General features: G+C 43.0%; 15 protein-coding genes. 8 read left to right on the top strand and 7 right to left on the bottom strand.

All coding sequences use genetic code 11. The features are described from left to right. Window positions 1–175 precede the first annotated feature (175 nt). Entirely contained in the window at window positions 176–1861 is a 1686-nt protein-coding gene (locus tag AZE41_RS17620; protein ID WP_067212187.1) for an N-acetylmuramoyl-L-alanine amidase, read from the bottom strand. 144 nt (window positions 1862–2005) lie between these two features. Next, a complete protein-coding gene (locus AZE41_RS17615) occupies window positions 2006–2914 on the bottom strand; it encodes a C40 family peptidase (protein WP_067214046.1) in 909 nt (302 codons plus the stop codon). A 319-nt stretch (window positions 2915–3233) separates the two neighbouring features. Between AZE41_RS17615 and AZE41_RS17610 the strand changes: the two genes are divergently transcribed. The 5 genes from AZE41_RS17610 to AZE41_RS17590 all read left to right on the top strand — a co-directional run bounded on the left by AZE41_RS17610 (window position 3234) and on the right by AZE41_RS17590 (window position 10393). Further along, window positions 3234–4346 carry a glycosyltransferase gene (locus AZE41_RS17610; protein WP_067212184.1) on the top strand — a complete coding sequence of 371 codons (1113 nt, stop codon included), beginning with the start codon at window positions 3234–3236 and terminating at the stop codon, window positions 4344–4346. 1 nt (window position 4347) lies between these two features. Beyond that, window positions 4348–5622, top strand: a complete 1275-nt coding sequence (gene murJ / locus AZE41_RS17605; protein WP_231885848.1) for a murein biosynthesis integral membrane protein MurJ — start codon at window positions 4348–4350, stop codon at window positions 5620–5622. Window positions 5623–5932: 310 nt separating this feature from the next. Beyond that, window positions 5933–7039: an amidohydrolase gene (locus tag AZE41_RS17600; RefSeq protein WP_067212181.1), complete on the top strand. Its 1107-nt coding sequence runs from the start codon at window positions 5933–5935 to the stop codon at window positions 7037–7039. A 358-nt stretch (window positions 7040–7397) separates the two neighbouring features. Next, a complete protein-coding gene (locus AZE41_RS17595) occupies window positions 7398–8399 on the top strand; it encodes a TAXI family TRAP transporter solute-binding subunit (RefSeq protein WP_231885707.1) in 1002 nt (333 codons plus the stop codon). 41 nt (window positions 8400–8440) lie between these two features. Continuing rightward, window positions 8441–10393, top strand: coding sequence for a TRAP transporter permease (locus tag AZE41_RS17590; protein WP_067212179.1), 1953 nt, complete (start codon window positions 8441–8443; stop codon window positions 10391–10393). A gap of 455 nt (window positions 10394–10848) precedes the next feature. On the opposite strand, the gene AZE41_RS17585 is transcribed toward AZE41_RS17590, so the two are convergent. From AZE41_RS17585 to AZE41_RS17575, 3 genes are all read right to left on the bottom strand, one after another. Next, on the bottom strand, window positions 10849–12702 hold the full coding sequence (locus tag AZE41_RS17585) for a BclA C-terminal domain-containing protein (RefSeq protein ID WP_082786686.1): 1854 nt from the start codon (window positions 12700–12702) through the stop codon (window positions 10849–10851). 238 nt (window positions 12703–12940) lie between these two features. Further along, complete coding sequence (locus tag AZE41_RS17580; protein ID WP_067212175.1) at window positions 12941–13540, bottom strand: hypothetical protein; 600 nt, start codon at window positions 13538–13540, stop codon at window positions 12941–12943. 196 nt (window positions 13541–13736) lie between these two features. Beyond that, on the bottom strand, window positions 13737–15323 hold the full coding sequence (locus AZE41_RS17575; protein WP_067212174.1) for a SulP family inorganic anion transporter: 1587 nt from the start codon (window positions 15321–15323) through the stop codon (window positions 13737–13739). Between the two features lie 217 nt (window positions 15324–15540). On the opposite strand from AZE41_RS17575, the gene AZE41_RS17570 reads away from it, so the two are divergent. The 3 genes from AZE41_RS17570 to AZE41_RS17560 all read left to right on the top strand — a co-directional run bounded on the left by AZE41_RS17570 (window position 15541) and on the right by AZE41_RS17560 (window position 19521). Continuing rightward, the gene (locus tag AZE41_RS17570; protein WP_067212172.1) at window positions 15541–16278 is read left to right on the top strand and encodes an SDR family NAD(P)-dependent oxidoreductase; all 738 of its coding nucleotides are present in this window, start codon (window positions 15541–15543) and stop codon (window positions 16276–16278) included. A gap of 613 nt (window positions 16279–16891) precedes the next feature. Next, on the top strand, window positions 16892–17854 hold the full coding sequence (locus AZE41_RS17565; protein ID WP_067212169.1) for a BMP family lipoprotein: 963 nt from the start codon (window positions 16892–16894) through the stop codon (window positions 17852–17854). Window positions 17855–17871: 17 nt separating this feature from the next. Then, on the top strand, window positions 17872–19521 hold the full coding sequence (locus tag AZE41_RS17560; RefSeq protein WP_067212167.1) for a methyl-accepting chemotaxis protein: 1650 nt from the start codon (window positions 17872–17874) through the stop codon (window positions 19519–19521). A gap of 44 nt (window positions 19522–19565) precedes the next feature. On the opposite strand, the gene AZE41_RS23370 is transcribed toward AZE41_RS17560, so the two are convergent. Beyond that, window positions 19566–21239, bottom strand: coding sequence for an ABC transporter ATP-binding protein (locus AZE41_RS23370; protein WP_067212165.1), 1674 nt, complete (start codon window positions 21237–21239; stop codon window positions 19566–19568). Further along, on the bottom strand, window positions 21236–21994 hold the full coding sequence (locus AZE41_RS17550; protein ID WP_335339525.1) for an energy-coupling factor transporter transmembrane component T family protein: 759 nt from the start codon (window positions 21992–21994) through the stop codon (window positions 21236–21238). The genes AZE41_RS23370 and AZE41_RS17550 overlap by 4 nt, the downstream gene beginning before the upstream one ends. Window positions 21995–22062: the final 68 nt, after the last annotated feature.

Genomic DNA, 22062 nt, shown 5'->3' with positions numbered 1-22062 from the left:
ACAACCCTCTTTTCCTTTTTTTATACTATTTTATCATCATATAAATATATGAACTAATGACGAAATAGTCTGTAATCCAATTGTACCATTAGGCTCAGTAATGGACAAAACAATTTTTTGTGAATTCACAAAAAAATACCGAAGAGAGTAGTTTCACTCTCTTCGGTATATATTATTATTGAGCTGAATAGTATTGTACTAGACCTTGATAGATTGATTCAGCATATATTTCCAGATAGGCATCACTCGTCAGCTTTTTAAAGTCATCTGCATTTGAGATGAAAGCAAGTTCGACGAGGACAGCTGCGATATTGTTGTTCTTAATGACATAAAAACGATTGTCTTTCACACCGCGGTTAACCATATTTGCTCTTTTAACAATATTATTTTGAATGTAAGTTGCTAAAGATTTACTTTCTACTGAGTTAGCATTCGAAGATGAGTCGAAGTACGTTTCAGTTCCTTTTGCTGATGTCGCGGCGGCTGAATTTACGTGAATCGATACAAATGTTTCGGCAAAATTTTTCTTGGCAAATTCAGTGCGTTGTTCAAGTGAAAGGAACGTGTCATTTGAACGTGTCATAATTACTTTTGCGCCTGCTTTTTTCAATTTTGCTTCTACAAGTTTACCAACTTTTAACGTGATGGTTTTTTCTGATACCTTATTTTTTGAAGCACCGGGATCATGTGCTCCGTGACCCGGGTCTAAGATGATGATGCGATTAGCAAGTGGATTGCCTTTTTGGTTGAGTAGTTTTAAATATGTTTTACTAACGAACCCTGTTTTAGAATTCACACGAATTTTTGCCCAGTTACCATCGAGTGATAGCACTTCAACTTTTTGCCCTAGTGTTAACGCAGCGATAACAGGGGAGCTAGTGCCAGCAGCTTGTCGCATGTTTAGGCTTTTCACCGTTACTTTTCCGATTAGGTCGCCAGTCACGCTGGGTTCTTCAGGAATTGTCGGTTTTTCAGGTGTAACAACATTGTCATCGGGTGTTTCCGTTCCAGCTTCTACAGTATATTTACCGTTGATATAGCCTTCACCGTCATCCAGAAGGATTAGTAACCAGTCTCCTGTTTTACCGACAACTTCAACGATATCTTTATTATTTAGCTGTGCAACGATATTCCCATTCACTGATGGAAGTGAGCGTACGTTCAGCGTTTCTCCACTTGTTGCCACTCTTGCAAAATACGTACTTGAAGTTTGATCTGGTAGTTTAACGGGTAAAGCATACTTATCATTCATTGCGCGAGCTAGGAATAGAGAGAACTGTGAACGAGTTAAGAAATCGTTAGGCAGGAACTTTCCAGCATCACCTTTTGTTACTCCAGCATAATAAAGTCCATTGATACGTTCAGCGTATTGATGACTCTTCATATCTGTAAGCATCATTGGTTTTTCAGTTGAAATCTTTTCTGAAAGATTGAAAGCAACCGCGAGTGCATTACCCATCTCGCCACGCTTTAAGTTTTCGTTTGGTTTGAAGCTTCCGTTAGATTCCGCTTTAAAATAGCCAAGTGAAACGGCGCGGCTTATATACTCATATTGCTCGGTACCAGGCTTAACGTCTTTGAACTGTAAAGACGGGGCAGGGATGTTCTGCTTTTTTGCAGCAATGACCAGCATTTTAGCGGCCTGGGCACGTGTTAAGTTATTACCCGGTTTAAATTTTGAAACCCCATTTTCTAAGTATCCTTTAATAATATCAAGATCAGCTATGTAATTGACCTGTTCATAGTATTCCTTATCAGTTGTTACGTCCGTGAATTGAGTTTTAGCGAAAGATTGTCCCGGGACCATGGAAACGAGTGTGAAAATCATCATTACCACTGCTGCCCACTTAATTGTTTTCATTGTGTCCTCCCTTGTATTACTAGAGTTGTAGATTCATTTTAACAGTGATGTCCAATTATTGCTATACTAATAAATAACTATAATTGAATTTTTATATAAAAAAACCGAATGTTCCTTTAAGTGGAACATCCGGTGAATGAGAAATTAATTAGTGAGACGATCAGTGAACTTCTTGAACTGACTTGCAGTAACTTTATCGCTTAGACCGTAATTACCATCACCATAACCGGTCGTAATTTCATTGTGATAAAGAATGTTAATATATTCACTTGCCCAATGATCTTTTGGAACATCTTTGAAGGAAGTAACTGTAGATCCTTTAAGATCAAATGCTTCTACAAGTACTTTAGCAAGTTGTGCACGTGTCATTTCACCACTAGGATCAAATTTGCCGTCATTTCCTGAGAAGATACCTGCATCTGATACTGCAATGATAGCATCAAGTTGTGGGTGATTTGTAGCTACGTCAGAAAAAGAAGATTTAGTGCTCGTTTTTTTCAAGCCGAGTTCATCGACAAGTGTTTGTGCAATTTCAGCACGAGAAGCGTATGTAACTGCTTTTTTAACTGCTGTTGGTACGTCAGCCGATGCGACGAGAGAACCTGGTGTGAAATCATTCACTCGTTTAGCGCCGATATAACGGCTACCCCAGTAGGCAGGGTCGTTTATGGAAGAAATCATGACACCCTTGCTTGTAGACGAATGGATGAATTGACCGGACCCAATGTAAATTCCATTATGTGAAACTCCACTGCCGCTTGTATTGAAGAATACAATGTCGCCTGTTTTTAACTCGCTTTTTGCAACAGATGTTCCCATAGCATACTGTTGGCTAGCCGTTCTAGGAATGGAAATTCCTTGTTGTTTAAATACATATTGCGTATATCCTGAGCAGTCGAAACCGGAAGTGGTTGTCCCTCCATATGAATAAGGTGTACCTATATATGATCGAGCTGTGTTTACGAGATTAGTTGCAGAATCTGCTGAAGCCATGGACGGGATGGACGTTGAAAATAGTATGCTTGCAAAAATTAATAATAAAAAACGTTTCATTCTTTTCTCAATTTCCCCTTTCGCACATATAATAGCGTGTGCTTTATCTTTCAACATCTTAGCATAGCTAAACCTTTAATTCGGTTACAGTTACATTACAATAGCATTACAAGGCTAGTATTATACTCATAAGTAGTCTTAAAACACCATTTGACGGGATTCTATTCTATCAAATGGTGTTTTTGTTGTGGTTAGTAAATAGTGTTGGATTGCGGTATTGGCTGTCAAGAGGTCGAATGTAAGATGATATGCTATAATTATTGAATCTAAATAAAGGTCTAGCTCGTTAGGTTATTGAAAGATGGGGTTGAGAAATGAAATGAGAAAAATAGTCGTATTCAGCAATATGTATCCGTCAATGCAACATCCAACATACGGTATTTTTGTGAAAAATCAGGTTGGCCTTCTTCAGTCTGCTGGTCTTGATGTCGATGTGGTTGCTATTCAGAATCCTGGAAAAGGGAAAATACAGGCATTGAAAAAATACATGACATGGTTTTTCCGTTCTGTTTTATACATGATGAAAAATCGTAAGAAATTATCCTTAACACATGCGCATTATGCATTTCCAACAGGAATTATTTCATTGATTGGGAAAAAGATGTTTGGTATTCCTTACGTTGTGACTGTTCATGGTGGAGATATCGATAAAATGGCTGCGAGGAGTCAGCGCATTGCCGATATGACAAAAAACATTTTACGACAAGCGGAATCGGTCATCGTTGTTGGCGACAAACTTCGGGAAGATGTGATAAATAACTTCGATGTTCCGGAAGCGAATGTTCATGTCATGAGTATGGGTGTCGATACATCCATTTTTAACTATGTAGCTAAAGTAGAGGCGAGGGAAAAACTTACTCTTCCTATAGAAGAGAAAATATTGATCTTTGTCGGAAATGTGATTCAAGCAAAAGGCCTTCTTGAACTTGTCGAAGCGTTTGATTCACTGAAAATGTCGTTTCCTGATAGTTCGTTGTACGTAATTGGTTCGCAGAAAGACGGTCAATTTGTCGAGGAGTTACGGTCGTTCATTCGTGAAAAGGATGTTGAAGATATTCATTTCAAAGAACCTCTTGGTCAAGCGGATTTGGCACTATGGATGTCGGCAGCTGATGCACTTGTACTCCCTTCATATCATGAAGGGTTTGGATTGGTTGCACTCGAAGCAATGTCGGCTGGAACGAAAGTTGTCGCAACGGACGTTGGAGGGCTTTCTTATTTGTTGAAAGACCAGGCAGGTATTTTGGTTGAACCGAAAAATCCGGATTCATTGGCGAAAGGTTTATGGAGTGCGCTCGATGAGAATTCTAATGTCATTGATGAAACAGTAGTGCAGGCAAAAATCGCACAACATTCATATGAGACGATTTTAGAGGACTTATTGTCGATTTATCGTTCAGCCGAGAAAGGTCAGGTTGATCATAGTGAGTAAAATGATGAAAATTATCGGCGCTGTTGCAATTATTAATATTGTTGCTAGGCTGTTTGGGTTTGCAAGGGAAATGGCGATTAGTAATCAATACGGTGCTTCGGCAACTGCGGATGCGATTATTACAGCCTATACTATCCCGAATTTCATTTACCTAGTGGTTGGAGGTGCGTTGACGACAGCGTTCATATCTGTCTACCATTCTACAAGGACGGATAAAGCATTGTTCGTGCGAAAATCATTTACGACGGTTCTTGTAGCAGCAGTTGCGATTACGGCCATATTGATGATCTTTACAGATTCTATCTTGCATTTGTTTTTCAAAGATATGACTGCTGAAAAATTTGCGCTGACGCGAACTCTTTACCTTTGGATGATGCCGTCTTCTATTATTCTGGTGTTATCGACATGGATGAGTGGAGTAATGAACGTCAACGGTAAATTTAACTTGTCCAGTTTAGCAGTCCTTCTATATAATGCGTCTTTTGTCGGAATCGCTGTTGTTCTAACAAGTTATTTTGGTCCTGAATCGTATGGGATTGGTGCACTGGTTGGTGCGTTATTAATGGGTGTGTTCTTATATGTAGGACTTCGAAAATCAAAACTCTATTCTTTGAAGCCTTCATTTGCCATGTCTGTTGATACGAAACGTTTATGGGTGATTGCATTGCCAATTTTGTTCGGTGGTGCATCACTACAATTTTATGCTGTTATTCACAGAATTGTAGCTGGCGAGTTTGGTGACGGGACAATTGCGGCGGTCAACTATGCCTCGAAATTAACTGGCTTTCCGCAAGCGATAATGATGACTGCCGTAACAACCGTAATCTATCCTCTCCTCAGTAAAAAAGAGGGTGAAGGGGATATGGATACAATCCGTGCCCTCTATAAAAAAGGGATGCTTTATTTAGTTGCTTTGCTTGTGCCGGCAACTATGATAGCTTACTTTTTTGCAGATCCACTTGTCCGTCTTGTCTTCGGATATGGAGAAATGACGGAGAAGGATATACTGCTAACGGTATCGCTTTTCCGTGTATTTACACTGTCGATGTTTTTCCTTGCTGCAAACACGTATATTACTCGATTCTATTACGCAAAAGCCAATTCGATGGTGCCTGTCATATTCAGTTTGATAAGTGTCTTTGCGATTAATCTCGGAGTTATTTATTTGATGATTGACTCGCACGGTGCTTCAGCAATTGCATACGGTACGGTCATTAGTGCCGCGGTGAACTTCGTGATGCTCGCTATTTATGCGAGAGTGAAATGGAAATTATAATTTAATAGAGTGACGGAGTTGCCCTGGGATATTTGGGGCAACTTTTTTATTGGTTTTGAGAGAGAGCAATCGAGCATATATGCGTTGACCCGATCATAACGGCGTGCTAACCGAGCATATATGTTGCTGCCCCGATCATAACGGAGTGCTTACCGAGCATATATAGCGTTGAACCAATCATACCGGTCTGTTAACCGATCATAACTATCTCCAGCACCCCCTTTATATTTTCTAGAAAATAGGTTATTCTGAAAGATGTGAAGTATTTAATAATATAACGGTGAGACATAGAATGATTGGAGTGTTTTAATTGGTAATCAAAGAGCAAATTGGAAAATGGTTTGAACATTTTCATGCCTATCCAGAAGTGAGTTGGAAAGAAGTAGAGACAACTGCAAAACTAGCAGAAATATTAACTGAAATGAATGTAAAACATCATACATTTTACGATGTAACGGGTGTTGTCGCGGAAATCGGTGAAGGCGATAGGGTTATCGCGGTACGCGCCGACATTGATGCATTGTGGCAGGAAGTCGGGGGTGTCTATAAGGCGAATCATTCTTGTGGGCATGATGCGAATATATCCATGGTGTTAGGTGCGCTTAGTTATTTGCAACAGGAGGAACTGGGCAGCCGAATCCGATTTATTTTCCAACCAGCAGAAGAAAAGGGCAATGGTGCAAACTCGATGATTGAGCGAGGAGCGGTCGACGACGTTTCATATTTGTTTGGTGTGCATTTGCGTCCACAGGAAGAAATTCCGTTCGGAAAAGTGACACCAGCAATTCATCACGGGGCGGCGGTATTCCTTGAGGGCAAAATCATTGGCGACGATGCGCATGGTGCACGTCCTCAGCAAGGAAACAATGCACTCGATCCGTTATTTGCAATTGCCCAGTTTGTGAAAACAATCCATTTTTCACCTTACGAAGCGTACTCAGCAAAACTGACAAAAGTGCAGGCGGGCGGAGATAGTCTCAATATCATTCCGGGAACTGCAACGTTTGCAATCGATGCTAGAGCACAATCGAATGTGGTGTTGGGAGAGCTGAAGGAACGTATTTCCCGGGGAATCCAAGCAATTGGACAGATGCACGGCGTGGAAATTGAATTGGCATGGAGTGACTATACACCGGCTGCAGAAGTGTCTGAAGAAGCTACAACTGTTGCACGTGAAGCTATCTTGGCAACAGTTGGGGAAGAGGGATATGCATCTGACATTATTACATCGGGCAGTGATGATTTCCATTTCTATACGATTCATAATCCGAACTTAAAAGCCGCAATGATTGGCATCGGAGCAGATCTTAGTCCGGGGCTTCATCATCCAGATATGACGTTCAACAAAGAAGCGCTTGATATTGGAGCGCGTGTATTGGCGGAAACGTTGAAAAAAGCATCGTATTTGGCAGATTAATTGAACAAAGCCTTTTGGTATCGCGAATTGTCGTGATATCAAAAGGCTTTTTTTTATAGCTTAGGAAACTATAAAATCAGGAACTATGAATAGTTGCAACATAGAGATTTCACGTCCAGATTCCAGTGCTTAGAGGCTCTGAGGCCCCCGGGATGTGGGGGTACGCAGACATTATAGCAGGACGTGACGTACTTTGGCTGCGTACATCTGTTACAGGCGCTTGCGCATTTGGTTAGTTTAGGACAAGTGGAATATTTGTAGCACCTGCTACGTAAAATGAACTTAGCAATCTACGGGTCTAACATCTAATTTGAAAAAGTTCACAAGTTAAATAGAAATTAAACAGGGAGGTTATAAAGTGAGGAAGAAAAAAGCATATGTATTATTTTTCTTGGCGATAGGAATGGTACTAGTCTTATCTGCATGCGGCGGGGGAAGTAAAAATATTGCCATAGGACCAGCGGCGAGTGAAACGAATAATGTGGCGAAGCTGATTCTGCAGGCATATGGGCTTGAAGATGGAGACTATAAGGCATACCAAGAAGGCTTTGGAGATGCAGCGGACGGTGTTCAAGATGGAAATATCGATGTGTCAATTGGTATTCTCGGGCTACCGGCTGCAAGTATTGAAAGCCTCCAAGCATCTGCAGGCGATGTGAAAATGCTTGGACTGTCAGATAAAGCGATTGAACATATTGAAAAGAATTCAGGTTATCGACGACTTACAATTCCTAAAGAAACGTATGATTTTCTTACGGATGATATTGAAACTGTGACTGCATACGCGATTCTGATGGGGAGCACGGATACGATTGATGAAGAACTAGGGTATGAGATTGCGAAGAGTATGATTGAGAATGCTAGCGAAAATACACATGCTCAAGCGCAACAAATGACATTGGAAAATGCACTGCGCGGGGCGGAAGGGCTTTTAATCCATCCAGGAGCGAAAAGATATTACGAAGAACAAGGACTAACAGTTGAAAATGAAGTTGCGGAACTTACTGCTGATGCAACGAAGCGAAAGAAAGAATTTATTCTTGGAACGGGTAGTCAGGGCGGAACATATTATCCTCTTGGTGGCGAGATGGCCAACCTCTGGAACAAATATATCGATGGCATGCATGTAACGAATACGGAAACGGGTGCTTCGGTGGAGAATTTATCCACGATCCGTGATGGACATATGGATCTTGGTATGTCTGTACATGTTCCGGCACTGCAAGCATTGAATGGGGAAGCTGAGTTTGAAGGGCACGAAGTTAAGAATGCGGCTTTCATTGGCCATATCTACCCTGAAGTTATTCAGATTGTCACAAGAGAAAAGACTAAAATCAAAAGTCTTGGCGATTTGAAATGAATTATAGAGACGCGTAATTAAATAGGAAGGGAGTACGCCAATTGAAAGCCACCCAGCAGAATGATGCACAAGAAATCCTAGAGAAGTATGATAAAGAAAATCAGTTTCGCACTCAAATTGGGAAATGGGCATGGGCCGTAACATTTCTTGGCGTTGCACTCACTATTTTTCATCTATATACGGGCTATTTTGGTACGCTCCCTTCCCAAAAACAAGGGGCGGTACATCTTGGTACTGCTTTAGGGATTATTTATCTTCTCTATCCTGCAAAAAAGGAATGGAGAAATACGCATAAAAAAGTTCCATGGTATGATGTTACGCTAGCTTTTACTGCGATGTATGTGACCTACCATAAAATCATTTTCTTCGATTCGATATTGCAAAGTCGAGTTTCTGGCTATAGTACAATTGACATCATCATTTCCATTCTAGGGATCGCTTTGGTTCTCGAGGCGACAAGGAGGACAGTTGGTTTGCCGATTGTCATTGTAGCAGGTGTGGCTATTATCTATACGCTTGTAGGGAAGTATATCCCGACGCAGATTCTTTCTCATCCTGGATTTTCAATGGATCGGATAACGACAAATCTATGGTACAGAGAGAGTGGCATCTTCGGGACGCCCATACAGATTTCGGCAAAGTTCATTTATCTCTTTCTATTTTTCGGTGTTATTCTTGTTCATACACCAATTGGTAAGTTTTTTAATGACATCGCCTTCGCTTTAACTGGACGATTTACGGGCGGGACTGCCAAGGCTGCGGTTGTGGCAAGTGCGTTGCAAGGGACAGTTTCGGGCAGTTCAGTTGGAAATACAGTCGCCTCGGGATCATTCACGATTCCGATGATGAAAAAAGCCGGTTTCACACCGGAATTTGCGGGTGCTACGGAAGCCGCGGCTTCCACTGGTGGACAGATTATGCCGCCTATGATGGGGGCGGCAGCATTTATAATGATGGAATACTTAGGTGTTTCATACGCCACTATCATGTTAGCAGCAGTTGTTCCAGCAATTCTTTATTTCACGGGTATATTCATAGGAACACATTTTGAAGCGAAGAAATTAAAAATTATTGGATTGCCGAAATCCGAATTGCCTCGATTCAAGGATTTACTTATTAGAGACGGTTATATGCTGATTCCTCTTTTCGTTATTATCGGGACCATCATGTCAGGATTCACGCCACAACGGGCAGCACTCTTTGGCATTTTATCTGCCTACCTTGTTTCGCTAGTTCGGAAGGATTCTAGGATGAATGTACGCCAAATCGTCAATGTCCTTGAACAGGGGGCAAGGGTTGCTTTGCCGGTTATCGCCGCGGTGGCGACTGCGGGAATAATAGCAGGAGTCGTCAGTATTACGGGACTTGGAGCGAAATTTGCTTCTGGCATTATCGCATTATCAAGCGGCCACTTAATCCTTGCGCTCTTTTTCACGATGATTGCCTGCATTATTCTTGGGATGGGGCTTCCAACAACTGCGAACTATGTTGTAACAGCAACAATTGCTGCACCTGCATTGATTAATGATTTCATGGTGGCTCCACTTGCTGCACATATGTTTGTGTTCTACTTTGGTATTGTTGCCGATATCACGCCGCCTGTTTGCCTAGCCGCCTATGCAGGGGCGGGAATAGCAAAAGCCAATCCGTTTAAAACAGGGGTTACTGCGGTGAAACTGGCGATTGCGGCATTCATCATTCCGTATATATTCATTTACAATCCGATGCTGGTTCTTGTAGATGTGGTCGTATGGAAATTGATTATTGGAGTTCTAGCCGCCGTTTTAGGAATGATTGGCGTAAGTAGTGCTGTCATTGGTTTTTTCATCCGTAACTCCAGAATTTGGGAGCGGCTTGTATTACTCGGTGCTGGGTTAATGTTAATAATTCCTGAATTTTTATCTAGCGGAATTGGACTCGTGTTGATTAGCATCATCTGGTTTATTCAGAGGAAAAGACCTGAGGAAGAGGGGAGTACAAAAGTGCTCGCTTAGTAGTGTGAATCTCAAAAAGAAGGCTACCCATAGCGGGGAGCCTTCTCTTTAGGTGTAGATAAATATGCTTTAGTTCACATGGAGAATGTTTTTCCAATTGTGTCATACAATTCGTGATAGCTTCGGTGAACAGGAAATTACGAGGCAACGCAAAATCATCGCTCCAATAAAACTTGTTAACACATTTTATACACTTTATACAAGGAATCTTTCACCTTACTACATGAATACTCTGAAATTAATCTTTAATAGTCATTAAGAGTTATAAATTTTTAATAGCACCTTTGTCATAGAGCTCCTTAGTTGTTTGGGTCTGAAATTGTTTAATTCTTAGTTAGAGCCCTGTGATACCAAGGTAGTTATTATTAAGTTTTGTCAGGCTTTCTATCTTGACAGCTTGAAAACCGCATGACAATTTTATATTGAGTTTGCGATAGTCCCCTATCTTTTCAAAACTAGTTTAATTTTGCAATGACAAGAGACGCGTTTACGTTTGTTTGTGTGCCTCCTGCCAAAGTCTGAAGGGTAACTGCTGCGGCAGAAGAATGATTTCGAAGTGTAAGAACATCACCTGCTGCTACGGCAATTATAGCCTGACCGTCGTTTTGCTGGGTGCCTGCACCTGAACCGTAGACTGTACCCGCAACCGGCGCACCATTTAAAAATAGTGCGAATTGGTTGGGTTCTACACCCGACACGGAGAAAGTAACCAGGTAGTCTCCCGGTGTAGTAAATAAAACTTGTGAGGTTCCGGGGGCATGCGTAATTCCAGCCGTGATTATTCCATTTGTATCAAAAAGAACATCAGCTTCTATAGCTACCGTCTGAGCACCTAGATTGTAAATATACCCGTATACGGATAATCCACCGGCTGCGCCAGTAGCGCCAGTAGCGCCAGTCGGTCCGATGTCTCCGGTAGCGCCGGTAGCCCCAGCAGGTCCGATGTCTCCGGTAGCGCCGGTAGCGCCAGCAGGTCCGATGTCTCCGGTAGCGCCGGTAGCCCCAGTAGCGCCGGTCGGTCCGATGTCTCCGGTAGCGCCGGTAGCGCCAGTCGGTCCGATGTCTCCGGTAGCGCCGGTAGCGCCAGTCGGTCCGATGTCTCCGGGGGCGCCGGTAGCCCCAGCAGGTCCGATGTCGCCGGTAGCGCCGGTAGCGCCAGCAGGTCCGATGTCGCCGGTAGCGCCGGTAGCGCCAGTCGGTCCGATGTCTCCGGTAGCGCCGGTCGGTCCGATGTCTCCGGTAGCGCCGGTAGCCCCGGCAGGTCCGATGTCTCCGGTAGCGCCGGTAGCGCCAGTCGGTCCGATGTCCCCGGTAGCTCCGGTAGCACCGGTAGCGCCGGTCGGTCCGATGTCTCCGGTAGCACCGTTAGCGCCAGTCGGTCCGATGTCTCCGGTAGCACCGGTAGCGCCAGTCGGTCCGATGTCTCCGGTAGCTCCAGTAGCGCCAGTCGGTCCGATGTTCCCGGTAGCACCGATAGCGCCAGTCGGTCCGATGTCTCCGGTAGCACCGGTAGCGCCAGTCGGTCCGATGTCTCCGGTAGCACCGGTAGCGCCAGTCGGTCCGATGTCTCCGGTAGCACCGGTAGCGCCAGTCGGTCCGATGTCTCCGGTAGCTCCGGTAGCGCCAGTCGGTCCGATGTTCCCGGTAGCACCGGTAGCGCCAGTCGGTCCGATGTCTCCGGTAGCACCGGTAGCGCCAGTCGGTCCGATGTCTCCGGTAGCTCCAGTAGCGCCGGTAGCCCCAGTCGGTCCGATGTCTCCGGTAGCTCCGGTAGCGCCGGTAGCCCCAGTCGGTCCGATGTCTCCGGTAGCCCCAGTCGGCCCGGTGTCTCCGGTGGCTCCAGTAGCACCGTTAGCCCCAGTCGGTCCAATGTCTCCAGTAGCGCCGGTAGCCCCAGCAGGTCCGATGTCTCCGGTAGCACCGGTAGCCCCAGTAGCCCCAGTAGGCCCGATGTCCCCGGTAGCACCGGTAGCGCCGGTCGGTCCAATGTCTCCAGTAGCGCCGGTAGCCCCAGCAGGTCCGATGTCTCCGGTAGCACCGATAGCCCCAGTCGGCCCGATGGCCCCGTTAGCTCCGGTAGCCCCGATAGCCCCAGTCGGCCCGATGTCCCCGGTAGCACCCGTAGCGCCGGTAGCCCCAGCAGGTCCGATGTCTCCAGTAGCGCCGGTAGCACCGGTCGGTCCGATGTCTCCAGTAGCCCCAGTCGGCCCGATGTCACCTTTGCAACATTTTCTACATTTTTTTTGACAAGAGCAACAATCGCTTTTGCATTTATAACATTCATGATTAATGTCGTTGTAAAATTTCATATTTTCACTGCCTTTCACTAACATTCTATTCGAGCTATGAATTTAGGGACGGGCGTCAAACTAAGTGTTTAAAATAGTTTTTAAACAATAAATTTGAATCGGGGAGTATCGCCCGTAATTGTTCAGAAGAAAAGACCTGAAGAGATAATCCCAAAATGCTCGCCGTTTAGAATCAATAAAAAAAGAGCTATAAACCATAATGGTTTTAGCTCTTTTTTCACATTATCCATTTCTATTTTTATTGGCCTCTTAAAATTTCTCCAAATAGAAAATGATCTTTATTGTAGCGGATTTTCCCTATTTTCCCTTCTTCCGGACAAGTTGCGAGACCCGTTATCTCTGCTTTCATTTTATCGCCACCGTCTTTTTGATACGTGACATGAACGGTAAAGTCATAATCCCGCGGTCTACCATCGACTGGTTCCACATTAATCTTGTCGACGGTGATTTGATAGCCGTTGTCGTCAGCCGGTGAATGTAAAGTTAGGAAGAGAACCTTGCCACTATATCCAAAATCAGTGAAATAAGGCCTGAAATTATCCTCCAGGTAAATCTCGAGTTCATTATCTTCTTCTGGAGCTGACACTAGGCCGTTTTGGTCTACAATTGTCATGTTACTTGGGTCGTTCTTCATTCGAATATACTCTTTATCGGGTGCATTAAATTCATGTTCAAGAACAGTTTGAATCGCAACAACATTTTTATCCACGGATTCAGTTTGAGAACAGCCCGTAACCAACGAACTAAGAAGAATAACAAAGAGAATGACTTCAATTTTCCGTCGGACGCTCTTTTTAACAAGGAATGAAGAATAGTTATTAATAAATCTAAGATTCATAATGATACCTCCCCTTTTTAACTTGTTCTTCGACGTTTAGCCAAAAGTTAAATATGAAACTACTACTACTACTACTACTACTACTTCTACGACTTCGCATTGATAAAGTTTCGTTAATTGGGAAAATTGGTTTAATTATGTTAAATGATTAAACAAAAAAACATCGCCCAATGCGATGTTTTTGATTTGTGGATAGTTACATGAAAAAATTAGCCTCGCCAATTCGGTTATACAATCCGCTCTTTTTGAACAGGGGCAACTTTTCTTTGGGCAAGCGTTTGATAATAATTTGGATACCCGCTTTATCGGCATCGTCAAGTAGTGCATAGAGCGCTGCTTCACCTGTCGCATCGATAACGGATAGGTGTTCCAAATCGAGAATGATTTTCCTCGCGCCTGTTAGGAAAATTGCAGGATATTTGTCTTCGAATACTTTTGCGGTACCGAAGAAAATAGGGCCGTCCACGGTATATTTTGCTAATGAAGATGTATCGCTATCACTGAACTTAATAATTTCAACATCGGAAAGGGTCGCTTCTTTAATATCTAGTTTACCACTCATTTTACGTAAGAACGACAGGGCAGCAAGCAAAATCCCCACCTGAACGGCAATCGTTAAGTCGATGAAAATCGTCAAAAGGAACGTCGTTAATAAAACCAGAGAATCCCCCGACCGGATCATTAAAATATGCGTGAATGATTTGCGTGCACTCATATTCCAGGCGACGTACATAAGAATCGGCGCCATTGCAGCTAATGGAATGTAAGAGGCATACGGTGCGAAAAGGAGCAAAAAGGCAAGAACGAAAACACTTTGTACGACTCCTGATATTGGGCTGACTGCTCCAGATCGAATATTGGTAGCTGTACGGGCAATGGCTCCTGTAGCAGGGATACCGCCGAATAATGGCGTTATCATATTGGCGATCCCTTGACCGAACAACTCACGTTTCGAATCATGCTTTTCACCGCTTTTCATACTATCTGCAACAACAGCAGATAACAATGATTCAATTGCACCGAGTGCGGCAATAATAAGGGCGGGTTGCCACAAATTGACCAACTTCTCCAATGTGATTTGTGGAAAATGAAAATTCGGGAGTGAGTTGGGAATACCACCGAAGGCTGTCCCGATCGTTTCAACTTTACTCGGAAATAGAAAAATCGAAATGAGGGTCGGAATAAGTAGTGCAATAAGCAGTAATGGGACACGCGGCGCTATTTTAGGCAATATGAATAGTACGATGAGCCCGATTAAGGCGGTGACTATGCTGAAGACGTTCACCGTGTGAAACTGATTGACAAGATCAATCATGTTTTCGTGGAAAAACTCTTTTTTTTCTAAGCCGGTAATTCCAAAGAAATTACCTAGTTGGCCTGTAAAGATAATGACCGCAATCCCCGTAGTAAAGCCTATGGTTACAGATCTTGGGACGAAATGAATTAGACTACTTCCACCGAGAAAACTCATAATAACGAGGAAAATACCTGCTAGAAATCCAGCAATAAGCAGATCTTCATAGCCATATTGTAGAACAATTGCGAGCAATATCGGGATGAATGCTCCAGTGGGTCCCGCGATTTGAAAACGAGATCCGCCTAATAATGCAACGATAAGCCCAGCGATAATTGTTGTATAAAGTCCATATTCTGGTTTGACACCTGAAGCAATTGCAAAAGCCATCCCGAGCGGAATGGCTACAATACCAACAGTGATTCCTGCAATCAGATCTTTGCGGAATCCGGCTCCATTGTAATCAAGATATCGGTTATCCTTGAACATTCGATTCACTTCTTTCAGGATCTTAATACAAAAACTTCCTCTTTCTAGTGTATTCCTAAAATGCTGTAGTAACAAGGGTTTGAGATTCGTACAGATGTATTCAATGAAAAGAATGATGTGCAGAATTCAACATACTTACTAAAGCAAATAGATTGCAAGTGGATCTAAAAGGGATTATTGTTTAGACGTTAAACTATATTGAAATGGAGTGGTCATAATGGGTAGATTACAAGATAAAGTTGCATTCGTAACAGGTGGCGCGTCAGGTATGGGCGAAATGATGGTCAAAATGTTTACTGCTGAAGGTGCTACTGTAATTGCAGCAGACATTAATGAAGCAGCACTGGAAGAAAAGTGGGGCAACAATGAAAAAGTTATGACTGTTAAATTGAATGTCACTTCCGATGAAGAGTGGAAAGCGGCCGTTGAAAAAGTGGTTGCTAAACTTGAGAAAATCGATATTTTAATTAACAATGCTGGTATTTCTACGGAAAAAGGAATGAATGAAATTACAATTGAAGACTGGCGCAGGCTGTCGGATATCAATAGTTTCGGTCCATTCCTTGGTATGAAACATGTACTTCCTTATATGAAAGAAGCAACTAAAGGTTCAATCGTCAATATCTCTTCCTATACAGCACTTATCGGAATGGGATTGAACCCTTATTCTGCATCAAAAGGAGCAGTTCGCGCAATTTCACGAGCAGCTGCAGCGGACTTCGGACAATTTGGTGTACGTGTTAACACCATCTTCCCAGGAATCATTGAAACACCGATGACGAAAGGTCTTGAATCGTCAAAAGATGTAGTAACAGCACTTGTGAGAATGACACCACTTGCCCGTCTTGGAAAACCTGAAGACGTTGCAAATGCGGTACTTTTCTTGGCATCAGACGAAGCTGCATACATTACAGGTGCAGAACTTGTTATTGATGGCGGATACTCTGCTAGATAACTTCCCTAATGAAGCGTATGTATATAGGAAATAAAACAGACCGTCATGGATTTAATCCGTGACGGTCTGTTTTTCGTTGTAGTAGGAAATTATAAAGTGCTTGGACAATGGAGAAACATCGGATGCTGAAATTCCGCGATTTTGGGGTGGATATATGATCGTGCGCGCGGCGCTTATGCTTGTTTTGCGAGATATATGATCGTTCGTGCTGTGCTTCTGCTTGTTTAGCGAGATATATGATTGTTTGCGCTGTGCTTCTGCTTGTTTAGCGAGATATATGATCGTTCGTGCAGTGCTTATGCTTGTTTTGAGAGATATATGATCGTTTGCGCTGTGCTTATGCTTGGTTTGAGAGATATATGATTGTTTGCGCTGCGCTTCTGCTTGGTTTGCGAGATATATGATCGTTCGTGCAGCGCTTCTGCTTGTTTAGCGAGATATATGCTCGTTCGGCGTTTACATACAGTAGGTCGCACCACGCTATTGTTCGCTGGTATAGTCTGAAAATATGCAGTTGTAAGACATCAGACGACATTAGCTGTTTTTTATCAACAAATCAAAATTATATCCGATGTAATATAAGGGAAAAGGTAAATGAAAGCGAGTGATAGGGATGAAATTAAAACTACTGATTGTTCTTACGACAGCTTTACTCATACTTACAGGCTGTGGCCTTGAGGAAAAAAATCCGCTTGATGGAAAAGTGAAAGTGGGTGTTATGCTTTCGGAAAATGGTCTTGGAGATCAGTCATTTTCAGATTTGGCATTCAAGGGTTTGACGAAGGCGCGGGATGAAGAGGATATTGTTGTCGAATACTTGGAACTTGCGGAAACAGGGACTTATGAAAAAGGATTTAGAGAACTTGTGGAAAGTGGTAATGATTTAGTATTTGCGCTAGGTTTCACCGGTCAGCAGGAGTTGGAAAAGGTAGCTCTGGACTTTCCGAATCAAAAATTCGTTCTCTTTGATGCGGTTTCGGAAGCTGCGAATATCACATCGATTACATTTAAGGAAGACGAAGGAAGTATGCTTGCTGGAATTGTAGCGGCAACTGTTTCAAATTCACAGGTAATCGGTTTTATCGGTGGTATGGAGGTCCCAGTTATTCAACGGTTTGAGCAAGGGTTCATCCAAGGAGCGAAGTCGGTTAACCCTGATATTGTTATTCTCAATGAATATGCCAATAACTTTGATGACGATGGCTTAGGAGCAGAGATTGCTTCGAAGATGATTGACGACAAGGCGGATGTTCTTTACGCTGCTGCTGGTTTCACAGGAGTGGGCATGCTGGAGGAAGCTGAAAAAAGGGGTATCTACGCAATCGGTGTAGATAGTGATCAATACTTTTATGCAGAACAGGCCGTCATTACATCCATGATGAAAAATATTGATAGTGCGTTGTTTGATATCATCCTTTCCTATAAGGAGTCGGGAGAAATCCAATCCGGTCATGTCGAACTGGGGCTGGCGGAAAACGGAGTAGGTCTTGCTCCATTTCGAGTGCTAGAACTGACGGACGTTGAACAAGGTAAGTTAGATGCGCTCATTGAACAAGCCGCATCAGGACTGAAATGATAGGAGGGAAAGTTGAAATGACAATAAAGAAAAAAATAGTGATCAATTCACTTTTCATGCTTGGCCTATCAATTCTGATGATCGCAGTTATTATTGTCAGAATGCTGGCGATTCAAAATACGAGTAACGATTACCTGAATGTGCTGTTAGCTGTTCATGAAGTGAATGCAGAAACCAAAGCGTCGATGCAAAGTTTGAATACACTTGCTTATAACATGACGGACGCTAATAAAGACAATGTTCGTCAACAACTGGAGTCGACTGCTGAAAAGTTCTCCGTTGCGAAAAGCCTTGTTAAGGAGATAGAGCCGCGGGCAATACTTTTGAAGGCACAAGAGAAATTTCATTTATTGAAAGAGCAAGCACTTGCAGCTGTTGAGGAAAATAACTCAGCGGAAATCAATCGACAATCGCTTCGCAACGTGGGGATTGTCAATGATATTTATATGGTAGATCTCTATACATCTGCCCATTATGACTATTTACAAGAAGCACTCGCTGCTAAAATTAAAGGCATCATTACATTCGCAATAATAGGTAGCGTATTTGTCATAATGGGGACAATGGTAATCATTATCCGACTGGCAAACGCAATTACAAATCCACTTAAGAAGCTGGCGATGAACGCCGAGGAAATTGCAGCGGGCAATTTGGTCGTCGAGCCGATTAAGTATGATAAAAAAGATGAACTCGGGCAATTGAATCACTCATTTACATCCATGACCAATCATCTACGGACATTATTGCAATCCATTGACGGGGCAAGCCGAAAAGTGGATGACTACACAAAAGAGCTTGAGGTGGAAAATCGTTATCTTACCGAAGCGAGCAACCAGGTGACATTATCGACGGAAGAGCTTGCAAAGGGAACCCAAAGCATCTCCGAGGACTTGCAACATTCCGTTGAGCTCATAGAGCAGATGAATGAGGAGTTCGAATTTAATGTCGACCGGGCAAGAAATTCGGCTGATTCTGCAGCTATGGCTAACGAGGCAATTGTGGAAGGGCGTCGCGCCATCAATGAACAGCGGGAACTTATCGATAGCAATAATGTAGCATCGGAATCGATTAAAGATGCGACTGAGCAATTTACGCACTATGCAATAAGAATCGAAGATATGGCTAAGGCGGTTTCTAACATTGCTTCGCAGACAAACTTACTTGCGCTGAATGCTGCAATAGAAGCTGCGCGTGCGGGGGAAGCGGGGAAAGGATTTGCAGTAGTTGCCTCGGAAGTAAGGAAACTAGCTGATGAATCAACAACTGCAACTTCACAGATATTCGATATGGTTAATCTAATCAAAGGCGGACTTGGCTCAATTTCTGAATCAGTTGGAAAAGGTGTTGAAATTGCCGAAGCGCAAGATGGCAATGTAACCCGAACACTCAATACATTTGCAAACATCGAAGATAAAATGGGAAATATTACGGAAGCGTTGACAGAGCTCGTTACAGGCGTGAATAATTCGAAGCAGTTCAATGTTACGGTGCTTGAGAATACCGAAAACATTAGTGCGGTTGTGGAACAAACGGCGGCAGGTAGTGAGGAGATTTCCGCTTCAGCAGAAGAGCAACTAGAGTCTATAGGGAAAGTAGTGGACAAGGTGACAGCCCTTCGCGAACTAACCGATGATTTGAACGCAACGATATCAAGATTCCGATTATAAAGTGAAAGACCGCGTGCCTAGTAGTTGGCGACGCGGTCTTTTACTTATTCGTTGATCAATTCATTTTCTTTTAATAAAATCTCATCATAGCCCATCTTATGAGCAAGTTGGGTAATATGGGGCTGTTCAAGACGAGCAGTGTGGAGAATAGCCACTTCTGAAAAAGCAATACGAGTCGGGCCGTCAAATAACAACTGTCCATTACTCACTATAATCGTTCGACCAAATGTTTCAGCGACAAAATCCATATCATGCAAAATACAGAGCACAAGTTTACCTTGCGCATGCAACTCATGGATAATTTCTTTTAGCATCGCCTTACCGCTTGCATCTTGCCCCATTGTCGGTTCATCGAAAATAACGATGTCTGTATCCATTGCAAGAATGGATGCAACAGCAATCATTTTTCGCTCGGCTAGACTTAAATCATATGGATTTTCTTCTGCTTTAGTTAATAGTCCAACGCGGTTAAGCATTTTCTCGGCATTCAAGCGTGCAACTTCAGGCGTTTGTCCAACATTGAGCGGACCGAACATTACTTCATCCAAGACATTATTTTTGAAAATCTGGTCATTTGGATTTTGGAAAATGAGTCCGATAGTGCCCGCAAGTTTTGCCGCGGTCGTGTCTTTCGTATTCGTGCCATTTATGATGATTTCGCCAGCATTTGGCTTTAATAAAGCTTTCAATAATTTGACGAAAGTGGTTTTTCCTGCACCGTTTTGTCCAATAATGGCTGTAGGTTCACCACTTAACGTCACGCTAATTCCGCGCAAAATGGGGGTATCCTTGTTATAGCTGAACTGGAGATCTTTTACGGAGATTTCAGGACTAGCCATTTTTGTTGAAGTTGAGGATTCGGTGACTGCCCGTATATCCCCAATAGTAATTCCACTTACAGGCATTTCTTCGAGTGAAATCGGATAGAGGCCAGTCAACTCGTTTTTTAAATGAAGCGCTTTTGCGACTGAAGTATAAACAGGTGGTTCGACTCCGAAAGTCTGTAAATCATCACGTGAAAAGATTTCAGCAGGCGGTCCAGAATCTATCAATTTACCTTCGTGCATGAGAAAAATACGATCGGAATAGGCGGCAAGTTTCTCCATTTTCTGCTCAACCATTAGTATCGTCATACCTTCTCTCGACAGTTTTTCAACGATGCGGAAAACTTCCTCAGAACCTTGAGGATCGAGCTGTGATGTCGGTTCGTCAAGTATTAAAATATCCGGTTTCATGGCGATAACACTGGCGATTGCGACACGTTGCATTTGCCCGCCAGATAAGGAGAACGGATTTTTATCCCGTAATGCTTCGATATCGAGGAACTGCATACTTTCTTTAATACGCCTATGCATTTCGTCACGAGGGATGCCCAAGTTTTCGAGTCCGAAGGCGATTTCATCGTAAACCGTGAATTTTGCACCTGTCATTTGTGAAAAAGGATTTTCAAAAACGAGTCCAACTTTCGCTGTAATGTCGCTGATTTCATGTGCAAGCAAGTCCATGTCGCCAATGAAAACATCCCCACCATACGCACCTTTGAAGAAATGGGGAACCAGGCCACTGAGTGCATAACATAGCGTCGTTTTTCCAGCGGTATTCATGCCGGCTATACCAATGAATTCTCCCTTTTTAACTGTGAATGAAATATCGTCAAGCGCGAAAGTATCGGTGTTCGGGTATTTATATTTTAGATTTTCGACGCGGATACTGTTCATAAGGCAACCCTCCAGACGATAGCGGCGATCAATAGGATGACAAGTATAATTTTCAAGATGAGACCGTATTTATAATGAAAGGATTCATTCAAAAATGTTTTTGTTCCTTTGGCATTGAAGCCGCGTATTTCAAGCGCAATAGACCTTTCACGCGTATCGTTTAATGAATTGAGAACAACTGGACCGAGAAGTGGGATAAATGACTTGATACGCGTAAGTAAATTCCCTTCTGTTTCCATTCCACGTGCCCGCTGAGCATCGGTAATTTTACTAGTCATTGCAATCATTTGCGGGATAATCTGTAAAACTGATAGAAAAACGTAGCCGATTTTAGGAGACATTCCCTTATTGATAAGTGATTCGACCAGGTCATCTGGTTTCGTCGTCAAAATGAGAATACCGAACGCACACACCATATTAATGATACGGAGGGTAAGTAGCAGTGCGAATGCGAATCCTTCCTTATAAATAGGAAGAGATCCAATTTCAAAAAGAAGTGTAGCACGGTCGGGATGGAAGAAACCTTGAACAATGATGATAGAAATAATCAACAGTAGGCTGACACCAATAACCGGCAAAATGTACGTGAACACTTTGCCGGTAAGTAGAAGAAGAAGCGTAAATGCCAAGACACAGATGACGAATAAATGAGTCGGGAGGATATATGTCAATGCGATTGATATGAAGACGAATAAGAGCTTAGTAAGCGGATCGATGTTGTGGATGAACGAATCCTTATCTACATACAGTGTCATGTTTTTCACGGGAATCCTCCTAACAGTATAATCTAGTGTAAGCGGCCCAGTGAAGCAGGCCGCTTACG

This window comes from Sporosarcina psychrophila (genome assembly GCF_001590685.1).
Classification (GTDB): Bacteria; Bacillota; Bacilli; order Bacillales_A; family Planococcaceae; genus Sporosarcina; species Sporosarcina psychrophila.
The sequence above is the reverse complement of the archived record's forward strand: the minus strand, read 5'-3'. Positions and strand labels throughout refer to the sequence as shown.

Coding starts and splice junctions, on each gene's coding strand:
- AZE41_RS17620 (WP_067212187.1), bottom strand. CDS start 1,861: ATGAAAACAATTAAGTGGGCAGCAGTGGTAATGATGATTTTCACACTC.
- AZE41_RS17615 (WP_067214046.1), bottom strand. CDS start 2,914: ATGAAACGTTTTTTATTATTAATTTTTGCAAGCATACTATTTTCAACG.
- AZE41_RS17610 (WP_067212184.1), top strand. CDS start 3,234: ATGAGAAAAATAGTCGTATTCAGCAATATGTATCCGTCAATGCAACAT.
- murJ (WP_231885848.1), top strand. CDS start 4,348: ATGATGAAAATTATCGGCGCTGTTGCAATTATTAATATTGTTGCTAGG.
- AZE41_RS17585 (WP_082786686.1), bottom strand. CDS start 12,702: ATGAAATTTTACAACGACATTAATCATGAATGTTATAAATGCAAAAGC.
- AZE41_RS17580 (WP_067212175.1), bottom strand. CDS start 13,540: ATGAATCTTAGATTTATTAATAACTATTCTTCATTCCTTGTTAAAAAG.
- AZE41_RS17575 (WP_067212174.1), bottom strand. CDS start 15,323: ATGTTCAAGGATAACCGATATCTTGATTACAATGGAGCCGGATTCCGC.
- AZE41_RS17570 (WP_067212172.1), top strand. CDS start 15,541: ATGGGTAGATTACAAGATAAAGTTGCATTCGTAACAGGTGGCGCGTCA.
- AZE41_RS17565 (WP_067212169.1), top strand. CDS start 16,892: ATGAAATTAAAACTACTGATTGTTCTTACGACAGCTTTACTCATACTT.
- AZE41_RS17560 (WP_067212167.1), top strand. CDS start 17,872: ATGACAATAAAGAAAAAAATAGTGATCAATTCACTTTTCATGCTTGGC.
- AZE41_RS23370 (WP_067212165.1), bottom strand. CDS start 21,239: ATGAACAGTATCCGCGTCGAAAATCTAAAATATAAATACCCGAACACC.
- AZE41_RS17550 (WP_335339525.1), bottom strand. CDS start 21,994: ATGACACTGTATGTAGATAAGGATTCGTTCATCCACAACATCGATCCG.